General features: G+C 62.1%; 14 protein-coding genes. 5 read left to right on the top strand and 9 right to left on the bottom strand.

Annotated elements, in window-relative coordinates; genetic code table 11:
• Window positions 1–83: 83 nt before the first annotated feature.
• The 3 genes from OIS50_RS14760 to OIS50_RS14770 all read left to right on the top strand — a co-directional run bounded on the left by OIS50_RS14760 (window position 84) and on the right by OIS50_RS14770 (window position 3,982).
• Entirely contained in the window at window positions 84–1,550 is a 1,467-nt protein-coding gene (locus OIS50_RS14760; protein ID WP_264691404.1) for a TlpA family protein disulfide reductase, read from the top strand.
• Window positions 1,551–2,052: 502 nt separating this feature from the next.
• Complete coding sequence (locus OIS50_RS14765) at window positions 2,053–3,075, top strand: SPASM domain-containing protein (RefSeq protein ID WP_264691405.1); 1,023 nt, start codon at window positions 2,053–2,055, stop codon at window positions 3,073–3,075.
• Window positions 3,076–3,172: 97 nt separating this feature from the next.
• Window positions 3,173–3,982 (top strand): immunity 50 family protein, encoded by an 810-nt coding sequence (locus OIS50_RS14770; RefSeq protein ID WP_264691406.1) that lies wholly within the window; start codon window positions 3,173–3,175, stop codon window positions 3,980–3,982.
• 114 nt (window positions 3,983–4,096) lie between these two features.
• Here OIS50_RS14770 and OIS50_RS14775 read toward each other — a convergent pair whose 3' ends face one another.
• The 4 genes from OIS50_RS14775 to OIS50_RS14790 form a co-directional block, all read right to left on the bottom strand.
• Window positions 4,097–7,159 carry a M16 family metallopeptidase gene (locus tag OIS50_RS14775; RefSeq protein ID WP_264691407.1) on the bottom strand — a complete coding sequence of 1,021 codons (3,063 nt, stop codon included), beginning with the start codon at window positions 7,157–7,159 and terminating at the stop codon, window positions 4,097–4,099.
• A 245-nt stretch (window positions 7,160–7,404) separates the two neighbouring features.
• On the bottom strand, window positions 7,405–7,839 hold the full coding sequence (locus OIS50_RS14780; protein ID WP_264691408.1) for a hypothetical protein: 435 nt from the start codon (window positions 7,837–7,839) through the stop codon (window positions 7,405–7,407).
• A 117-nt stretch (window positions 7,840–7,956) separates the two neighbouring features.
• Window positions 7,957–9,792 carry a family 10 glycosylhydrolase gene (locus tag OIS50_RS14785; protein WP_264691409.1) on the bottom strand — a complete coding sequence of 612 codons (1,836 nt, stop codon included), beginning with the start codon at window positions 9,790–9,792 and terminating at the stop codon, window positions 7,957–7,959.
• Window positions 9,793–9,864: 72 nt separating this feature from the next.
• Entirely contained in the window at window positions 9,865–10,974 is a 1,110-nt protein-coding gene (locus OIS50_RS14790; protein WP_264691410.1) for a glycosyltransferase, read from the bottom strand.
• A 127-nt stretch (window positions 10,975–11,101) separates the two neighbouring features.
• Between OIS50_RS14790 and OIS50_RS14795 the strand changes: the two genes are divergently transcribed.
• Entirely contained in the window at window positions 11,102–11,536 is a 435-nt protein-coding gene (locus tag OIS50_RS14795) for a hypothetical protein (RefSeq protein WP_264691411.1), read from the top strand.
• 84 nt (window positions 11,537–11,620) lie between these two features.
• Here the strand turns inward: OIS50_RS14795 and OIS50_RS14800 are convergent, their stop codons facing one another.
• From OIS50_RS14800 to OIS50_RS14820, 5 genes are all read right to left on the bottom strand, one after another.
• A complete protein-coding gene (locus OIS50_RS14800; protein ID WP_264691412.1) occupies window positions 11,621–13,027 on the bottom strand; it encodes an MFS transporter in 1,407 nt (468 codons plus the stop codon).
• Between the two features lie 178 nt (window positions 13,028–13,205).
• Window positions 13,206–14,891, bottom strand: coding sequence for an alpha-amylase family glycosyl hydrolase (locus OIS50_RS14805; RefSeq protein WP_264694386.1), 1,686 nt, complete (start codon window positions 14,889–14,891; stop codon window positions 13,206–13,208).
• A 283-nt stretch (window positions 14,892–15,174) separates the two neighbouring features.
• Entirely contained in the window at window positions 15,175–15,882 is a 708-nt protein-coding gene (locus tag OIS50_RS14810; RefSeq protein ID WP_264691413.1) for an SDR family oxidoreductase, read from the bottom strand.
• A gap of 59 nt (window positions 15,883–15,941) precedes the next feature.
• Window positions 15,942–16,325, bottom strand: coding sequence for a GxxExxY protein (locus OIS50_RS14815; protein ID WP_264691414.1), 384 nt, complete (start codon window positions 16,323–16,325; stop codon window positions 15,942–15,944).
• A 59-nt stretch (window positions 16,326–16,384) separates the two neighbouring features.
• On the bottom strand, window positions 16,385–18,286 hold the full coding sequence (locus tag OIS50_RS14820) for a glycoside hydrolase family 13 protein (RefSeq protein ID WP_264691415.1): 1,902 nt from the start codon (window positions 18,284–18,286) through the stop codon (window positions 16,385–16,387).
• A 343-nt stretch (window positions 18,287–18,629) separates the two neighbouring features.
• On the opposite strand from OIS50_RS14820, the gene glgP reads away from it, so the two are divergent.
• Window positions 18,630–20,297: an alpha-glucan family phosphorylase gene (gene glgP, locus OIS50_RS14825; RefSeq protein WP_264691417.1), complete on the top strand. Its 1,668-nt coding sequence runs from the start codon at window positions 18,630–18,632 to the stop codon at window positions 20,295–20,297.
• Window positions 20,298–20,430: the final 133 nt, after the last annotated feature.

Raw genomic sequence — 20,430 nt, forward strand, 5'->3', positions numbered from 1 at the left:
TATAAGCTCAAGCACAACGGGGCGGCCCCGGCCGCGTATGCGGATTATTGTTCTTGTGCCACACCCCGATACCTAGCCGCCTGATGTCTTTCGTCACACGTCTTTCTGCTCTGTCCCTGTTCGCACTGGGATTGTTAGCCGCCCCCGCGGCCGCACAGGCGCAGAGCACCGTGGTGCTCACCGGCAAAATCAACGGCAAAACCGACGATACCGTAGCCGTATCGTTGCGCGAACACCCCCTCGACCCCAAGGAGCAGCTTACCTACGCCCGCGTCGACGGCAAAGGCGAGTTTAAGCTGGCCGTGAAGGTGGACGGCCCGACCAAGGCCGACCTGGTATACGGCGACGACGTGACCGGCCTGTGGCTGGAGCCCGGCACCAACCTGGAGGTGCGCTTTAAGGGCGAAGACCTGGCTACCACGGTGAAGTTTAAGGGCAAAGGCGCCGAGGCCAACACCTACCTCGCCGATTTCGACGAGCGGTTTGTGGAGAACGACGGCTTTCAGGTACTGCCCGACAACATCAGTCTCTACGAGGGGCCGTTTTTGTCGTTTCTGGACTACCGCCGCAAGGAGGAAATGAAGTTTTTGAAGGATGTGGAGGAAGACGCCAACGTGTCGGCCGCATTCCGCAACTACACCAAAGCCGAAATCGACTACAGCTACGCCAACGACCGCCTGACCTATCAGGACCTGCGCGAGCAGGTGGTGGCCACCGAGGGCCGCCTGAAGATATCGGGCACGTACTACGACTTCCTGAACGACGCGGCGCTGCTCAACAACCCGGCCGCATACCAGAACGAGAGCTACCAGGAGTTCCTGCTGAACTACGTGCACTACGCCGCCACGGTGGCCGGCCGCAAAAAAGGCGACCCGGAGTTCTACCAGATGTGCTACAACCTGGCCAAGGAAAAGCTGCAAGGCCCCATGAAGCCCGTTATCATGGGCCGCGTGCTGCAGGAGTCGTTCCGCTTCGGCCACGTAAAGATGTCGGCGGCTATGCTGGAGGATTTCCGCCATTCCGTCGACCAGAAAAACCACTTCTACCCTTTCCTGAAGGCCGATTTCGATAAGCACAAAGACTTCGCTATCGGCTCGCCGGCTCCCGGCTTCAAGCTTGTTTCGGCCAAAGGCGACTCGGTATCCTTGCAGGATTTGCGCGGCAAGCTGGTGTACGTAAATTTCTGGCGCACCACCAGCGGCCTGGCCCTGCGCGATTTGCCCTACGCCCAGGAGCTGGCCAAGAAATTCAGCGGCCAGAACATCGTGTTCGTCAACATCGCCCTCGATGAGAACGAGCCGGCCTGGCGGCAGCTGGTAGCCAGCAAACGACTCTCGGGCATGCACCTGCGGGCCCCAGGCGGCCAGCGCGGCCCCCTGGCCCGCGCCTACATGCTGCAGGAAGTACCGGCTTATTTCCTGATTGCGGAAGACGGCACCTTCCTGAACACCAAGCCCAAGCGCCTGAGCAGCCGCGCCGCCGTCGACGAAATCAAGGAATCGTTCGGCAAGGCCTCTACCTACAGCAGCGCCCTGCCCTCGGGCAAGTAATTGCCCCTAGGTCGGGCATAGTGCAACGGCCCCGCCCACCCAGGGCGGGGCCGTTGTTTGTGCAGCGCTGAGCGGTGCTTGGCGCTGGCGCCGCAGGCGCCAAGGCGGAACCGCGCCGTTTGGGTTGTGGCAGCGCAGTAGCACTGGGAAAACTGGCGCGAGTCTTAGCGCGTTAGCGCGCGACTCGTGCCGCAGCATTGCGGGGAGTCTCCGACTCCCGGGCGTTGCACGGAGCGGCCTAGGTGCCGCTGGTTGCTGAAGCATGAGGCACCTCACGCCGCCCAGTCGTTTCCTAGGTGCTGTTCAAAGTACAGGAGTCTGGAGACTCCCCGCCATGCTGCGGCGCGAGTCTTAGCGCGCTAACGCGCTAAGACTCGCGCCAGGATTTACCGTTTGGCTCATACTGCGCAACTCCGTATGGTTGGCTTCGCCAACCGCGCCGAGTGCCACTCAGCGCTACACAGCAACGGCGGTTTACCAGCCATTCGCGACCTTTGCAACCATGCGCTCCACCCTCCGCGACGGGCTGAACTTCTTTTCCAAGCTTACGCCCCTGCGGGCCCTGAACGCCGTGCAGGTAACGGGCTCCTACGTGCTGAGCCGCCTCACCAACCGCTCGCGGGCGTGGGGGCTGCCCATGGCCGTGTCGCTGGAGCCTACTACCTCGTGCAACCTGCGCTGCCCCGAGTGCCCCAGCGGCTTGCGCTCCTTTACGCGACCTACGGGCATGCTCGAAGGCGAGGTGTTTTACCGCACCATCGATGAGCTGGCGCCGCGCCTGTGGTACCTCACCTTCTACTTTCAGGGCGAGCCGTACCTGCACCCACAGTTCCTCGACATGGTGCAGTACGCCGCGCGCAAGAAGATTTACACCGCCACCAGCACCAACGCCCACTACCTCACCGAGGCCAACGCCAAGAAGACCGTGGAAAGCGGCCTCGACCGGCTTATCGTGTCGCTCGATGGCACCACGCAGGAGGTGTACCAGCAGTACCGCGTGGGCGGCCGTTTGGATAAAGTGCTGGAAGGCGTGAAGCGCGTGGTAAAGTACAAGCAGGAGCTGGGCAGCGCCACGCCGCGCATCATTTTCCAGTTTTTGGTGGTGCGCCCCAACGAGCACCAGATCGACGAAGCCCGGCAGCTGGCCCGCGACCTGGGCGTGGACGACGTGTGGTTTAAAACCGCCCAGATCTACGACTACCAGCAAGGCTCGCCGCTCATCCCCACCATCGACTACTACTCGCGCTACCAGAACAATCAAGACGGTACCTGGAGCATCAAAAACCGCCTGCTCAACCACTGCTGGAAGATGTGGCACTCCTGCGTGATTACCTGGGACGGGCTGGTAGTGCCCTGCTGCTTCGACAAGGACGCCGAGTACCGCCTAGGTGATTTGAAGGGCCAGACCTTTCGGCAGCTGTGGCACGGGCCCAAGTACCAAGACTTCCGCAAAGCCCTGCTCAAAGGCCGCGACCAGGTAGAAATGTGCCGCAACTGCACCGAGGGCACGCGGGTGTGGGGGTAGGCTGGTTCGATTCAGGGAAGGATTAAAAGCACGTCATGCTGAGCTTGCCGAAGCATCTCTACCGCTTCGTCTGAGTTTCAGACAGCCCACTTGCAACATGGCTGAGATAGAGGACCTAGACCCCGCAATTAGACGGATAGTCAATTCTGAACTTGTTCTTCAGCACTTCGGCTATTGGCCGAGTTTTCATGACGCCGGTATTGGCAAGGTGACCTTTGAAGTTCATCCTTCATCCGGGGCAGCAGTGACGTTTGTGATAGAGGCTTGTGAAACGACCGATGAAGTCACAGAACAAGGCCACTATAAACAGATAAAGCACTGCGACATCGAGCTTCAATTTCTTGGTATACAAGAAACGGTTTTGGGGTTCGACCATCAGCCGATCATTTTCGGGCTTGACTTTGAAGAGCGCGGCAACCTCATAGAATGTGGGTTTGCTTCCTCTGCTGATACCCGGATAATAGTTGCTGAGAAGGTGTCGGTCTTAAGTTTGACGCCTACCGCTCCTCCTACGGATGAGCCAGAAGAAGTTGAGCAGGTAAACCCGGACGAGCCGATGGATGCAAAAAACATCTTCATTTCAAGTCAGCATAGGCTAGCCGATTTCGATTGGTCAGACTTGATTTATGTTGGCCTTGATTATGAACAGGCGAATGAGTACAAGACAGAAAAAGTGGCAGAGTACGCCTATACACTTTTTGATGAAGACGATGTATACGTCGTTCTTGGACGCCATGACTCTTACCGGTCAACCTTAAAAGATGCTCTAAGTAGGATAAGTACGTTTTTGAAAACGACGAATGTAGACCTCTGCAACCTCTCGTTTACAAAGGCTATGAGGTTTAACAAGATTGGTGTCATGTCCTACGGGCACAAGCGCAATCTGGCTTCCGCAACAAAGCGGTAGAGATACTTCGACAAGCTCAGCATGACGCGTTGTAAACGCTACAGAAAACAAAAACGGGGCGTTGCCGCAGTGGCAACGCCCCGTTTTGCTGCGGGGGCAGGTGAGACTTAGGGCTTAGTCGGCCTTTTCGGTTTTCACTTTCTCCTTGCCGCCGTCTTCGTCCGACTTCTGCTTGCGCTTGGCTTTGTTGCCGTCGGCGTCTTTCACTTTGGTCTTGCTCTTCTTGTCGGAAGTAGCGGGGGCGGCGGGGGCAGCGGCCGGGGCCGGAGCAGCTTCGGCGGCTACGGCCGGGGCCACGGGGTTGCCGTCGGCATCGAGCTCAATTACCTCGTAACCAAGCTGGCGCAGCTCGGGCAGGTACTTCTTGTCGCCCACGGTTACGATATACATGTTCTCGGCGGGCAGGTACTTCTGCGCCATGGCCGCTACATCTTCCTTGGTCAGCTTCTGCAGAATTTCGGTCTGCTTGGCTACGTAGTCGGTGGGCAGGTCGTACTCTACCAGGCGCGCCAGGAAGCTGGCCTTCTGCTGGCCGGTTTCGTACTTCAGGGCGTCGCTCTGGCCGATGGAAGCCTTCAGGAACTCCAGCTCCTCGTCGGTGATGCCGGTTTTGCGGAACGTCTCGATTTCCTTCATGAACTCGCGAACCGAAGCCGCTGAGGCATCGGCGCGCACACCGGCCTGCGCCACGTAGGGCCCGGCGTAGCGCGTGCCCTGGAAGCCCGAGCGGGCGCCGTAGGTGTAGCCTTTATCCTCGCGCAGGTTCAGGTTGATGCGCGAGTTGAAGGCGCCGCCCAGGATGTAGTTCATCAGGTAGGCGCGGTAGTACTCGCCGGTGGCGTCGTAGGGCAGGCCCAGGTAGCCAATGCGGATTTCCGACTGCGGAGCACCGTCCTTGTTCACGAAGTACAGCTTCGTTTTATCGGCCTTGGCAGCCATGTTGCCGGCGGGCAGCGTCACGGCTTTCTGCTGCCACTGGCTCAGGAAGCCCAGCTTCGGCTCGATGGATTTCTGCGCGGCGTCGCTCACCACCACCAGGTGGCTGATGTTGGGTGCGTAGTTTTCCTGGTAAAACTTCTTCACGTCGTCGAGCGTGAGGGCCGACACGGTAGCGGCCGTACCCGAGGTGGGCACGCTCATGATGTCGCCGGCACCGTAGAGCAGGCGCGCGAAGGTTTTATCGGCCACCATCACCGGCTGCGTGTTCTGGTTGGCAATGCCTTCCAGCGTCTGCTTTTTCAGGCGGTCGAAATCGGCCTGGTCGAAGCGCGGGTGCAGCAGGCGCTGCTCCAGCAGGGCCAGCGTCTTGTCGAGGTTTTTGGTCAGCGACTGCACGTACACCGTGGTGTTGTCGGTGCCGGGGCTTACCGAAATCTGGCTGCCCAGCTTCTCGAGCTCGGCCGAAAACTGCTCGGCGGTGTACTTCTCGGTGCCTTCGTTCAGCAACGAAGCCGTGAGCGAGGCGATACCAGCCTTGTTGCGGTCGTTCTGCTCGAGGCGGTGGCCACCGCGGATGGTGAGCAGCATGGTCGTCGTCGGCATTTCGGCGTTTTGCGTGCCGATTACCTTCAGCTTGTTGGGCAGCTCGCTCTTCCACACGGCGGGCACGGCCACCATGGGGCTGGCGCCGGCCTTGGGCTGCTTGGTGCGGTCGAAGTTGTCGGTGGCCTTCACGTACTTCAGGCCGGCGTACTCGTCTTTGGGGGCCTTGAAGCCGTCCTTCGATACGGTGTAGTTGTCGGCTTTGGCAACGAGGTCGGGCGAGGTTTTGGGCACCACGCTCAGCACCACGGCGTGCTTGCCCTGGATGTACTGCTTGAACACGCGCTGCACATCGGCCTTGGTGAGCGACTGAATGCGCTTCAGCTCCACGGGCAGCAGGTTGGGGTTGCCGGTGAGGTACTGGTAGGCGGCCAGGGTGCTCACTTTGCCGCTCACGCTGTTGAGGCGGTTGATGAGGCTGGCTTCGGCCGAGGCTTTGTAGCGGGCCACGTCTTCGTCGCTGATGCCGCGCTTGGCCAGCTCGTCGATGGAAGCGCGCATGGTGGCTTCGAGGTCGGCGAGGGGCTTGCCGGGGTAGCTTAGGCCCACCAGCGTAAACTCACCGCTCAGCTCGGAGGTGGGGTGGTACGACTGGGCTTGCACGGCCTTTTGGGCCTTCACCAGGTTTTGGTACAGCGGCGAGGTTTTCGAGCCGCCCAGGATTTCGGCCAGGGCGTCGAGGGGTACTTCGTCGGGGTGGTTTTGGGGCACCGTCGGGAACACCATCTGCAGCATCGGGAAACGAACGTTGTCCTGGTAGCTGGTGTAGCGGTCCTGCGTCAGCTGCGGGGTGGGCAGCTTCATGTTCTGCACCTCGGGCCCGCGCGGAATCGAGCCGAAGTATTTCTCTACGAGCTTCACCACGTCGGCCGCTTTCACGTCGCCGCCCACGGTTACGGTGGCGTTGTTGGGGCCGTACCAGCGCAGGAAGAAGTTTTTGAGGTCCTGCAGGTCGGAGCGGTTCAGGTCTTCGAGGTAGCCGATGGTCAGCCACGAGTAGGGGTGGCCGTAGGGGTACAGCGTTTTGGCCACGTACTCCGAGGCCAGGCCGTAGGGGCGGTTGTCGTAGTTCTGGCCGCGCTCGTTTTTCACGGTGGCGCGCTGCACCTCAAACTTCTTCTCCGTTACGGCGTCGAGCAAAAAGCCCATGCGGTCGGCCTCCAGCCACAGCGCGGTTTCGAGCTGGTTCGAGGGTACGGTTTCGAAATAGTTCGTCCGGTCGCGGTTGGTGGTGCCGTTGAGGGTACCGCCGGCGGCCGTTACCGTCTTGAAGTGCTGCTCGTCGGCTACGTTATCCGAGCCCTGGAACATCATGTGCTCGAAGAAGTGCGCAAAACCCGATTTGCCGATGGTTTCGCGGGCCGAACCCACGTGGTAGGTTACGTCGACGTGGGCAATGGGGTCGGAGTGGTCCTCGGCCACAATCAGCGTCAGGCCGTTGGGCAACACGTACTTCTCGTACGGAATAGCCACTTCGCCGGCCTTGCGGGTTACTTTTTCGACCAGGCGCGTGCTGCCGGTGGCGGCTTTGGCAGCGGTTTTGGCGGCGGGTTTTGCTTGTGCCTGGGCTAGCTGCGGCGTGCCTGCCGACAGAAAAGCACCTAGGCCCAGCAGCAACAGTTGGTTGCGGGTCATACGGTGAGAATAGAGGAGTTTAAGTGAAGCCAAGTTAGGAACTGTCGGGTAAAACGCGCTGTGCGCTGTAACCTGTTCGCGCGAATGACGTAGGCCGCGCCGCAAGGCTGCGTGCGGAGCTGCCCTGCGGCCGGGTTTTTTAGCGGCCCGCCGCGGGCACCCGCCGCGCCCTAGGTGCCATTGCTCGGAAAAGCGTTGACAACCCCTTAGGTGCCGCCGGGGCGGCCGGGCGCTGCCGGCAAGCTTCAGAAGGACCGGTAGCGGAAATATTTGGGCTTGAGGCGGCGCCGCACGTAAGCGGGCAGCGGCTCGCCCTGGGCGTAGGCTGCGGCTACCTGCTCGTACCGCTCCGGGCCAAACCGCTGGGTACGGAACAGGCCGTACCCCATCATCAAACCACCGGCAAGCACGTTCTGGCGCGCTTCTATGCGGCAGTCGGCCAGCACTGTATCGCGCGGCTGCAGCAGCCCGCTGGTGCCCTGGCCAACCAACGCACTGCCGCCATCGAGGTAACCGGCGCCGCCCTTGCCGCGCTGCTGAAACAAGTGCCGCACCGCCCGCAAAGTATCGGCGGGGCTGTAGCGGGCGGCACTCAGCGGGCCGGACGGCGGCACGGCGGCGGTTTGGGCAAGGGCCGGAGCGGCCGACAGGAGCAGCGGCAAGGCTAACAAGTAGCGCATGGAGTAATTTCGGCCGAAAAGCAACCCGCCCCGGCCAGCGTGGCCGGGGCAGCCAAAAGTAGCAACCGCCCGCGTGCGGCCAAAGCCCCCTCGGCGGACGAGGCGGCCCTAGGTGCGTTAGCGCGCCAACAGCACCTTTTGCTGCCAGGTGCCCGCGGCGGTGGTTAGCCGGATGATGTACACGCCCGTCGGCAACGCCCCGGCCCGCAGCGTTACGGTGTGCCGGCCGGCGGCGTGGCGGCCCTCGGCCAGCTGGGCTACCAGGCGCCCAGTTAGGTCGTAGGCGCGTACGCTGGCCTGGCCGGCCGTCGGCAACCGGAAGCTTAGCTGCGTGCTTTCGCCGAAGGGGTTGGGGAAGGCCGGCTCCAGGGCAGCAGTAGCCGCGGCGGCGCGGTTGGCCAGCACCGTGGTAAACTGCCCTACGGGCGCGCTTTCGTTGTGCAGCCGATCGAGGGCCGTAACGGTGTACAGGTACTGCGGCGTGCCCGTTTGGGCCGGTACCCGGTAGCTCGTGCTATCCTGCACCGACAGCAGGTGCGCCGCATTGGCTACATCGGCGGCGGTGGCGGGGCCAGGGTGGTACGGTGCGCGGTACACCGCGTACCAGCGGGCCAGCTCACCATCGGGGGCGGCGGGGCCGGGCTGCCAGCTGAGCCGTACCGAGCCGGTGGCTTCGGTTTGCATGCTGGCCTGCACCGGCGTGGTGGGCGGTACGGCGTCTTTCCAGGGCATGGTGGGCGGCAGGGCCCGGTGCCGGTAGAAGTTGGTGCGCAGCGAGTCGGCTACCCCCAGGGGGTTGGCCAGCAGCTCGGTGCTTTTGTAAAACATGCTGCCCTGCACATTGGCTTGCTGCCGCGCCAGGCGCAGCTGCGTGGGTATTTGCGTGGGCTGATTAAAGGCATCGGTGGCCGAGGCGCTTACCTTGTAGGCGGCATGGCCGATGTACACGTGGCGCGGCATGGTGCCGAGCACCTGCTGGCTCCACCAGGGCACGATCAGGTCGTAGCGGGCGGCGGCGGTGCTGGTGGTCCAGTACACTTGCGGCGCGAGGTAATCAACCCAGCCTTGCTGCAGCCACAGGCGCGAGTCGGCAAAAATATCGGCGTAGCTCTGGAAGGCCGTGGTGGCGGTGCCGCCCACGCTGGTGCCGTTGCGCCACACGCCGGGCGGCGAAATACCAAACTTTACACGCGGTTTGGCTGCCCGAATACTATCGGAAACGGTGCGCACAAACAGGTTGACGTTGTCGCGGCGCCAGTCGTTTTTGTTGCTGATGCCGCGCGGATCGGCCGCAAAGGCCGCGTCGTCGTCGAAGGCCAGGCCGCTTTGCGGGGCGGGGTAAAAGTAGTCGTCGAAGTGAATGGCATCCACGTCGTAGCGGCGCACCACGTGCATCACCACCTGGGTAAGGTAGGCGCGCACGGCGGGCAGGCCGGGGTTCAGCACGCGCAGGGTGCCGTAGGGCACTACCCAATCGGGATGCAGCTTGCTCACGTGGTGATCGGCCACGCTGGCGGTGTTGGCGTTGGTTACGGCGCGGTACGGGTTCAGCCAGGCATGAAACTCGAGCCCGCGCTTGTGCGCCTCGGCAATCATAAACGCCAAGGGGTCGTAGAGCGGCTGCGGCGCGCGGCCCTGCTGGCCCGTCAGCCACTCGCTCCAAGGCTCCAGGGGGCTGGGGTAAATGGCATCGGCCGACGCCCGAATCTGCACCACCACCGCGTTGATGCCGTTGGCCTTGTGGCGGTCGAGCAGGCTGATGAAATCGGCGCGCTGCTGCGCGGGCGTCAGGGTTTTGCTGCGGGGCCAATCGAGGTTGAACACGTGCGCCACCCACACGGCGCGCATTTCGCGCTTGGGCTGGGCGGGCGTTTGGGCCTGGGCACCTAGGGTCAGGCCCGCGAGCAGCAGGGCGCAGCCCGCGCGGGCTGCATAAGTGTAAGCTTGTTTCATGAAGGATAGAGCGGGTAGGAATGGAACGGGCTGTAAGTATAGCACTTCGGCCCCTCCTACCCCACTGCCGGCCTACACCTCGGCCCACACGTAGCGGCGCTCCTTCCAGCGGATGTGACCGGGCATAAGGGTGTAGCCGATTACCAGCAGCGACATGCCCGCCAGGTAGAACTCGTAGCACAACAGCACCCACAGCTTTTCGCGGCGACCTACCTGCCGCAGGCTGCCCCACAAAAATGCCACCTGCAGCAGCACCTTCAGGCCAAACACGAGCGGCGTGAAGGGCCACGAGACAAACGGCGGGCAAAACAGCACCGTGTAGAACAGCCCGTACATGCCAAACAGCCCCGACAAATACCACGGCAGCCGCGTGGTGCCGCGCATCCAGCGCTTGCGCTGCTCCAGCAGGCACTTTACGGTGGGCTGCGGTACCGATACGCCCAGCACGTGCCGGTGCCACAGGTTGCGGTAGCCCCAACCGGCCTGCACAATGCAGGCAAACAGCTGCAGGTCTTCGGTTATCTGAAAGGCCAGGGTTTCGTAGCCGCCGATGCTGTTGTAGGCCGCGCGCGTTACGAGCATGTTGTTGCCCACGGCCGTTACAGGCAAGCCCGCATCCGACAGAATCCGGATGACGCTCAGGCCGAACAGCCAGTCGAGGCCCTGCAATTTGCCGAACACGCCGCCCTCGGCGGTGGTGGCACCGGTTACCACGCCCACTTTGCCGCCGTTATCGATGTCGGCGGCGCCCAGCATGTACTGCACCCAATCGGGGGCCATGGCCATGTCGGCATCGGTAAGCAGGAAGTAATCGGCCGTGGCCTGGCGGCTGAGCTGGGCAATGGCGTTGCTTTTGCCCTTGGCCTTGCCCACCGGCGCCCCAATGCGCACCAGCCGAAACTGCGGCTTGCCCTGGATAAAGCGCTCCACCACGGCGGCCGTGTCGTCGGTGGAGTGGTCGTCGCCGATGAGGATTTCGAGCTTGTCGGCGGGGTAGTTGAGGGCGGCCAGGGCGCGCAGGCAGCGTTCGATCTTGTCGGCCTCGTTGCGGGCCGGCACCAGTATGCTCACCCGGGGCCGGGCCTGCGCGGGCACGGGCACTTGCCGAACCCACGCCAGCCGCGCCAACAGGTACAGGCACACGCCAAAAAACACTACGAAAAAGGCGTAAACAAATAGCATAACGGCTGGCTTTCAGAAATCGGGTCGCGCGGCTTCTGCCTTACGTTAAATCACCTAGGGATAGTTACCGACGAGATACCGCCGAGCTACCGGTTTTAGGGCTTTTGGCTGCTACCTTCGGGCCCTTGTGCACTCCGCCGCTATGCACCTCATCAACCACCACGATTACCTGCGCCTTTCGTACCGCCCCGATCTGCAGCTGCTGTTTATGCGCTGGGTACGCCCCGTGTCGTCGGAGGAGCACCGCTCGGGCTACGCCGCCGCCCTGGCGCTGGGCCAGGAGCACCAAAGCGGCCGCTGGCTGATTGACTTGCGCGCCCGCGGCTTGGCCTCCGTCGAGGATTTTGCCTGGGTGCTGCACACGTTTCGGGAGCGGATGGCGGCTGCCGTACCCCCGCCCCGCCGCATTGCCTACCTGGTTACGCCCTACCAGGCCGAAATTATGAACGAACGCATCCGGCAGCTCGACCCCGAGGTGCCCGAGGCCACGCGCCTAGGTGCCGCCGTGCACACTTTTACCGAGGAGCTGCCCGCCCAGCACTGGCTGCGCCTGGGCCTGTGAGCCCCTAGGTGCCTTTAAACGCCGAACGCCCCGGCAGCCAGTACTGGCTGCCGGGGCGTTCGGCGTTGGGGAGTTGCGTACGGGCTACACCCGCGGATCGGCCTGCACCGGGGCCTCGTAGGCGGGGCCGGTTACGGGCTCCACATCGGGCAGGTGCACATCGTCGGCATCGTTAACGCGCAGCGTCAGCAGGCCCGAAATAATCATCGAGCAGCCGCCCAGCACCAGCGTGTAAATGCTTTCGCCGCCGAACACGTTTTTGGTGAAGAAGCCCAGAATCAGGCCCGCCACCACCTGCGGAATCACGATGAAGAAGTTGAACACGCCCATGTAGTAGCCCATTTTGTTGGCGGGCAGGGCCCCGGCCAGCATGGCGTACGGCACCGACAAGATGGACGCCCACGCGATGCCCACGCCCACCATCGAGAGCAGCAGCATCTTGGGGTCCTGAATGAAGTAGAACGAAATCAGACCCAGGCCGCCCGCTGCCAGGCAAATCATGTGCGTGAAACGGCGGCTGGTAGCTTTGGCAATGGCGGGCAGCAGCAGGGCAAACACCGCCGATACGCCGTTGTACACGGCAAAGCAAACACCTACCCAGTCGGCGCCTTCGTTGTAGAGCTTGGAGGTGGCATCGGAAGTGTGGTAGATGTGGCTGGTAACGGCCGGGGTGGTGTAAATCCACATCGAAAACAACGCCAGCCACGAAAAGAACTGCACCACGGCCAGCTGCCGCATGGTAGCGGGCATGTGCAGCACGCCCGCAAACGATTCGCGCACGCCGTTCATAAAACCGGCGTTGCGGCGCTTTTCCTCCTCAAAAGCGGCCAGGTCGGCCGGCGGGTATTCGCGCGTGCGCAGCACCGTCCAGAGCACGGCCAAAAAGAAGGCCGCGCCGCCCAGGTAAAACGCGTAGCGCACCGAGGGCGGAATTTGGCCGGCCGGGGCGGTATTGGGCACATCAAACCAGTTGGTGAACATCCAGGGCAGGGCCGAAGCCACCACGGCCCCTACCCCGATGAAAAAGGTTTGGGCCGCGAAACCGGTGGTGCGCTGCTCCGAGGGCAGCAGGTCGCCCACGAGTGCCCGGAAAGGCTCCATGGAAATGTTGATGCTCGAGTCCATGATCCAGAGCATGCCCACCGCCATCCAGAGCGCCGTAACGTTGGGCATTACCAACAGCGCAATCGAGGCCAGAATAGCGCCCACCAAAAAGTAGGGCCGGCGGCGCCCCCACTTAGGCGACCATGTGCGGTCGGACATGTACCCAATGATGGGCTGCACCAGCAGGCCCGTCAGCGGCGCGGCCAGCCAGTACAAGGCTATTTCGGTGCCGCCCATGGTTTCGAAAATGCGGCTTACGTTGGCGTTTTGCAGGGCAAAGCCAAACTGAATGCCGAGGAAGCCGAAGCTCATGTTCCAGATTTGCCAGAACGAGAGCCGCGGTTTGTGCTGCGTGCCGGCCGGCACAGTGGCGGAAGCGGTGGCCATGAATGAGAGGGGATCTTAGGGACTGAGGGGCTTGGGAGCCTGGGGTAGTTGGGGGCTGGGACCTAGGTGCTTAGCAATGTAACAGGCCCGGGGCACCTAGGTGCTGCCGGGGGCTTTGGGGCTTGGGGCCAGGCGGGCCTGCACAGCCAAGCTCCTGAGCAGCCAAGCCCCAACACCCCTATTGCAGCGGATTTATTTCGAGTACCACGGCCGAGAGGGGCGGCAGCGTAACGCGCGAGGTGTTGCTCACGGTGCGGCCGTTGAGCACGTCGGTGTAAGTAAACTGGTTGCGCAGCGGGTCGAGGCCCATCAGCTGCCAGGCCGTGGGCGGCACCTTGAGGGTGGGCACGTAGGTTTGGGTGGCGCTGAAGTTGACGACCACCAGCACGCGCTTGTTTTCGGTGTAGCGCAGGTAGGCGTACAGGTTTTTATCGTTGTACTCCTTGGCCAGGTTGTTGGCATCCTGCAGCTCGTAGAAGCGGCCGCGGCGCAGGGCCTCGTGCGAGCTGCACAGGTTCAGCAGGCGGCTGTAGAAGTCGCGCAGCTGCTTTTGCTGCAAGCTGAGCTTGCCGCCGTCGAACTTGCCGCCGTTCAGCCATTTCTGGTGCTCGGGCACGCCCCAGTAGTCGAAAATGGTGGTGCGGCCGTCTTCGCCCGAGAAGCCCTCGGCCCCGCGGCCCGGCTCGCCTACCTCCTGCCCAAAGTAAATCATGACGGGGCCCGAGCCCAGGGTGGCCGATACCGTCATGGCCGGGATGGCGCGCATCGGGTCGCCGGCAAAATCCTTGGAGGCGATGCGCTGCTCGTCGTGGTTTTCCAGGAAGCGCAGCATGTTGGAAGAGAAGCCGCGGCTTTCTTCGCTCCACACCTTGGTAATGTCCTCGGTTTTGCCCTCGTCGCGCATCAGGCGGCGCAGGCCGTCGTAGAGGCCCACCTTGTCGTAGAGGAAATCGAACTTGCCCTGCTCCAGGTACTTGCGGTACTCCTTGGGGTTGTAGGCTTCGGCCAGAAAGATGATGTCGGGCTTCACCTTTTTCACCTCCGGAATAACCCAGGCCCAAAACTCCACGGGCACCATCTCGGCCACGTCGCAGCGGAAACCGTCGACGTCCTTCTTGGCCCAGTACACCAGAATGTCGCGCATTTTCAGCCACGTGTCGGGCACGGGCTCGAAGTACGTTTTGCGGCCGGCCTGGTAATCCACGCCGTAGTTCAGCTTGATGGTCTCAAACCAGTCATCGATGGAGGGCGTTTCCGAAAATACGTCGTTGCCGGTGGCCTTGGCCGGGGTTTCGGCAAACTTGCCGTCTTCCTTGGGCCCTTTGATGGCGGCACCCAGGGGGTTGTTGCCTTTGGGCACCACCAGGCTTTTGCCGGGCAGGTAGTAGAAGTTGTTGCCGGGGGCAAAGGCCTTGGTTTTGTCGTCCTTCTGGCCCAGGTCAATCACGCCGGCGGGCTTGGCATCCGACTTATAGCTGCGGGCTACGTGGTTCGGAATAAAGTCGATGAGCAGCTTGAGGCCGTTTTTGTGGGTGCGCTGCACCAGGGCTTCAAACTCCTGCATGCGCTTTTTGGGGTCCACGGCCAGGTCGGGGTCCACGTCGTAGTAGTCCTTCACGGCGTAGGGCGAGCCGGCGCGGCCTTTTACCACGTCGGCGTCGTCGAGGGCAATGCCCAGCTTGCTGTAGTCGGCCATGGTGGCGTGCTCCAGCACGCCGGTGTACCACACGTGCGAGGCCCCCAGCTTTTTGAGCTCTTGCAGGGCCTTGTCGTTGATGTCGTTGAACTTGCCAACGCCGTTTTCGGCCGCCGAGCCGAAGGGCTTGTTGGTGGTTTTCTGGTTACCGAACAGGCGCACCATCATCTGGTAGATGACGAGCTTGTTGTCCTTCGGTACCTCGTCGGTGGTGTTGGGGTCGGCGGCTAGGTCGGCGGCGTGGTCCACGGGCAAAGGGGCCGGGGGCGTATGGGGGTACAAGGTAAAAGAGGCAAGCCCAAGGCTTAGCGCGGTGGCTGACAGGAGGAGGGAGCGTCGCATACGGCTCGTAAGTTAGGAAAAGTGCGAGGTGGTTGGGCCGGTGCGCCCAAAGGCTTGCGGCTACCTAGGGCCGCGCACTACCGGCAGGCACGGCCGGGCTGCGGTTCGGCTACCACTCCTGCGTAAGGGGGTGCAGCATCAGCTCGTCGATTACTACGTGGGCCGGAGCCTCCAATACGTAGCGCACGGCCTGGGCTACATCCAGGGGTTGCAGGTGGGTAAGCTGCTTTTCGGGCGAGCCGGGCCGCGAGGCGTTGAAGTGGGTATCGACGAGCCCGGGGTAAATCACGCTCACTTTGATGCCGTGCGGGCGCACCTCCTTGCGCAGGGCATCGAGCACGGCGTGCTGGGCGTATTTGCTGGCGCCGTAGGCGGTGCCGTGGGCAAAGGTGCGCTTGCTCACGTCGGAGGCAATGCCCACGATGTGGCCGCGGCGCTGCTCCTTGAGGTGCGGCAAAGCGGCTTTGCAAAGCAGGAAGGTGCCCTTCACGTTCACGTCGAACATCCGGTCCCACTCGGCCTCCTCAAAGTTTTCGAGCAGGTTGAAGGAGCCCACGCCCGCGTTGCACACCACCATATCGAGGCGGCCGTAGCGGTTCAGGGCCTCGGCCACCACCAGCTGCGCGTCGGCTTCTTGGCTGACATCGGCCACCACGGGCAGGCCGTTGGTTTTGTGGGCTACCTCCAGCAGGTCGTCTTCGGAGCGGGCTACCAGCACTACCTGGGCGCCCTGCAGGGCCAGCAGCGTGGCAATGGCCCGGCCAATGCCGCGGCTGGCCCCGGTTACAATGGCTACTTGGTTGGTTAGGTCGGTCATGGTTCGGATGATTTTTAGCCCGCAGAGGGCGCAGAGGTTTTCGCAGAAGGCGCTGAGCCCTAGGTACCCAAGCCGTTGACTTTGCGAAAGATGCCGTTTTTGATCAGGGGCACGTTGAAGTTGATCAGCAGCCCGAGCTTCAGGCCCGAAAGTTTTAAGTACGTGATGAGCTGCATGTGGTGCACTTCTAAAAGCGTTTCCACCGACTTCAGCTCCACTACTACTTTGTTTTCCACCAGCACGTCCAACCGAAAGCCGTTTTCCAGCTTCAGGCCGTCGTACAGCACAGGCAGCGCCACCTGGGTTTGCACCCGCAGCCCAGCCTTGCGCAGCTCGTGGCACAGCAACGTCTCGTACACCGACTCCAACAACCCCGGCCCAAGAGCCGTGTGAATGTTGTACGCCGCTTTTCGAATCGAAAAGGATATTTCGTTCTCGTGCATCAGCGCCTTCTGCGACAAGCCTCTGCGCCCTCTGCGGGCTAAAAACCCTAGGTCGAAAGCTACTTCTTCAGCTCCAGCACCCAGGCCGTGTAGGCGGGCACTTTCAGCGTGGCGAGGTTGTCGAGCGAGGTGCCGGTAATTACCTCCTGCGCCGATTTGTAGCCTTGCATGCGCTCGGCAAAGCGGGCGGTATCCACGGTTTTGGCTTCCTTGCTGGCGTTCATCACCACCATCACGGTTTCGCCCTGCTCGTTGTAGCGGAAGTAAGTATACACGCCGTTATCGGGGATGAAGTGCATGTACTTGCCGGTGTGCAGCACGGGGTGCGTTTTGCGGTAGTTGGCCAGGCGGCTTACGTACTCGAACGCGGCCTGCTGCTGCTCGGTGCGGCCGGTTTTGGTAAAGGCGTTGTTTTTGTCGCCGGGCCAGCCGCCGGGGAAATCCTCGCGCACTTTGCCGTCGGGGTTCGAGTAGTTTTTCATCAGCACCTCGGTGCCGTAGTACAGCTGCGGGGTGCCGCGCGTGGTCAGCAGCCAGGCAATGCCCATCTTGTACTTCTGAAAGTCTTCGCCCACCACCGAGAAGAAGCGGCTCACGTCGTGGTTGTCGAGGAACACCACGTTGCGCTGCGGGTCTTCGTACATCCAGTCGGCCTGCATGGTGTAGTACAGCCGGCTGATGCCTTCCGTCCAGCCCGCATCTTTGGTCAGGGCCTCGTTGAGGGCGTACTGCAGCTGAAAATCGAGCACGCCGGGCATGTTGCTCTTAAAGCCCTGCACCTCCGGGAAGATGTTGCGCGCGAAGTAGGCCTGCTGCGCCGTGCCCTGCACCCAGGTTTCGGCAAACATCCCCAAGTTGGGGTACTCATCCAGAATGGCTTTGCCCCAGTCCATCAGAAACTTGCGGTCCGAATAGGTGTAGGTATCCACGCGGTAGCCGTCGAGGCCGGTGTACTCTACCCACCACAGGAAGTTCTGGATAAGGTAGCGGGCCACCTGCGGGTTGCTCTGGTTTAGGTCGGCCATGTGCTTGTCAAACCACCCCTCGCCAAACTGCTTGCGGTCGGCAGCCGATACGTATGGGTCGTTGAAGGCGGCGTCGCGGAAGTTGGAGCGCGTGAACGTGGGCCACTGATGAAACCAGTCCTTCGCGGGCGCGTCCTTCACGAGGTAGCCCGAGGTGCCCATGTGGTTCAGCACCACGTCGTGTACCACTTTCAGGCCCTGCTGGTGGGCGCGCTGCACAAAGCGCACGTAGTCGTCGTTGGTGCCGTAGCGGGGGTCAACGCGGTACCAATCGGTGGCCGCGTAGCCGTGGTAGCTGGCTTTGGGCTCGTCGTTCTCCACGATGGGCGTGGGCCAGATGGCCGTTACGCCCAGCTCCTTGAGGTAGCCGAAGTGGTCTTCGATGCCCTTCAGGTCGCCGCCGTGGCGCGAGAACATGGAGTCGCGGGCAATGCCCGGCGCCTGCATGCCCTTCACGATGTCGTTTTTGGGGTTGCCGTTGGCAAACCGGTCGGGCATCAGCAGGTAAATAAAATCGGCGGTGCCGATGCCCTGCACCTTCGATTTGTCGCCCGGCGTGGTGCGGGCGCGCAGCTCGTACTGAAACTTCTGCTTTTTGGCGCCGCCCGTAAACGTGAGCGGCAACTTGCCCGGCTTGGCCGTGGGCTCGATGCGCAGGTTGACGAGCAGGTAGTTCGGGTTCTCGAGTTTTTCCTGGCTGGTAAGCGTTACGCCGGGGTAGCTGCCATCGATTGCGGCCGTGCCGGAACCGATTCCGGGGCCGTACACGAGCAATTGCAGCTCGGGGTTTTTCATGCCCACCCACCAAAAAGTGGGGTCGATGCGGGTAATGCCGCTTTTGGCAACGGCTACTGGGGCAGGCTCGGCCGCTTGGCTGGCCACAGGCGCGCCGAGCAGCATCAGCAGCAGCGGCGCCCAGGAAAACTTACGGGACATAGGAATGGGGAAAATAAGCGGAAAAGCAACCTAGCGGAAACGCTCCAAAGTAGCATGCTCCGGAGCGCGCACTCAAACCTACCTCGGCAATTGCAGATAATTTGCGTTATTTATTTACTTTTTCTTGCGCTTAGCCCCTAATTCGCATGCACTTTGGCCTGCCGCGGCCGTAGCAGCCCGCCGGCACCTAGGGCTGCCGGGGGCGCCTGGGCAGCCGGCCTAGGTGCTTGCCGCTTAAGCGGTTGCGCTTGCCACGTCATCATCACCCGGCTGCGCCCGCGGGGCGCGCCTTTTTCTTGTTTAGCAGCTTTACCAGCTTCATTTCCAACAGTTTTTAAACGAAATGGCCTTTTCATTTACCTCGTACCAGCCAGCACCCGAGTTCAGCAAACCGGCGGCTTACTTCTCCATGGAGTTTGCCATCGATCAGGCCCTCAAAACCTACAGCGGTGGCCTGGGCTTTTTGGCGGGCTCGCACATGCGCTCGGCCTACGAGCTGAAGCAAAACCTGATCGGCATCGGCATTCTCTGGACCTACGGCTACTACGACCAGGCCCGCCAGGAAGACGAAACCCTGCGCGTCGACTACATCCATAAGCACTACAGCTTTTTGCAGGATACGGGCGTGATGTTCGAAATCACCATTCACAACGCCCCCGTGAAGGTGCGCGCCTACTACCTCGCCCCCGAGGTGTTCGGCACGTGCCCCATGTTCTTCCTGACCACCGACGTGCCCGAGAACGACTACCTCTCGCGCACCATCTCGCACCACCTCTACGACGCCGACCTGGCCGCGCGCGTGGCCCAGAGCATTCTGCTGGGCGTGGGCGGCGGCAAGCTGCTCGATGTAATCGGCAAAACGCCCGAGGTGTACCACCTCAACGAGGGCCACGGCCTGCCCCTGGGCTTCTACCTCTACAACAAGCACGGCCACAAGCTGGAGGAGGTGCAAAAGCGCCTGGTGTTCACCACGCACACGCCCGAGCTGGCCGGCAACGAGGAGCACGGCTTCAAGCTGCTCGACGACATGACGTTCTTCGCCGGGGTATCGGGCGAGGAGGTGCGCCGCCTGGGCTTTGTGGAGCACGAGCGCGTCAACTACACCCTCACGGCGTTGCGCATGTCGCACATTGCCAACGGGGTATCGGCGGTACACGGCCGCGTGTCGAACCAAATGTGGGCCGGCAACGCGGGCATTTGCCCCATCATCCACATCACCAACTCGCAAAACGGCACCTACTGGCGCGACAAGCAGCTGCACGAAGCCCTGGCCGCCAAGGACACCGACGCCCTGAAAGCCCGCAAGCGCCAGCTCAAGCAGGAGCTGTTTAAGGAAGTAGCCAACCAAACCGGCAACCTCTTCGACCCGGATGCCCTCACGGTGGTGTGGGCCCGCCGCTTTGCCGGCTACAAGCGCGCCAACCTTATTCTGCACGACTTTGCCCGCTTCGAGGCCCTGGTGCGCAGCTCGGAGCGCCCGGTGCAGGTAATCTGGGCTGGCAAGCCTTATCCCAAGGATTACGCCGCCATCGGCTTGTTCAACGACCTGATTAAGCGCACCCGCCACCTGAAGCAGTGCGCCGTACTTACGGGCTACGAGCTGCAGCTTTCGGCCTTGCTGAAGAAGGGCTGCGACATTTGGCTGAACACGCCGCGCTTCCCGCGCGAAGCCTCGGGCACCTCGGGCATGACGGCCGCCATGAACGGCGCGCTCAACCTGAGCATCCCCGACGGCTGGATTCCTGAGTTCGTGCGCCACGGCGAAAACGGCTTCCTGATTCCGCTGGCCGAGCTGCACGAGTCGGACGACACGAAGGACGCCATCGAATCGAGCGGCACGCTCGATGTGTTGGAGCAGGAGATTCTGCCGCTGTACTACGGCAACCCCGAGGCCTACTGGCAGGCCGTGCAAACCGCCATGCGCGAGGTGGAGCCGCAGTTCGAGTCGGGCCGCATGGCCACCGAGTACTACGAGCTGATGTACAACGCCAACGTATTGGCGGCTAAGTAAGCTGTCAGCGTTTAGCTGTTAGCTATCAGCTGTTGGCTTTTAGCGGCCGGGAGTGGTTGCACCCCGACAACCGAAAACCCGCGACCACCTCCGGCCGCAAGCAACTGGCAGGCGAAAACTAACAGCTAATAGC

Source organism: Hymenobacter sp. YIM 151858-1 (genome assembly GCF_025979705.1).
GTDB lineage: Bacteria > Bacteroidota > Bacteroidia > Cytophagales > Hymenobacteraceae > Solirubrum.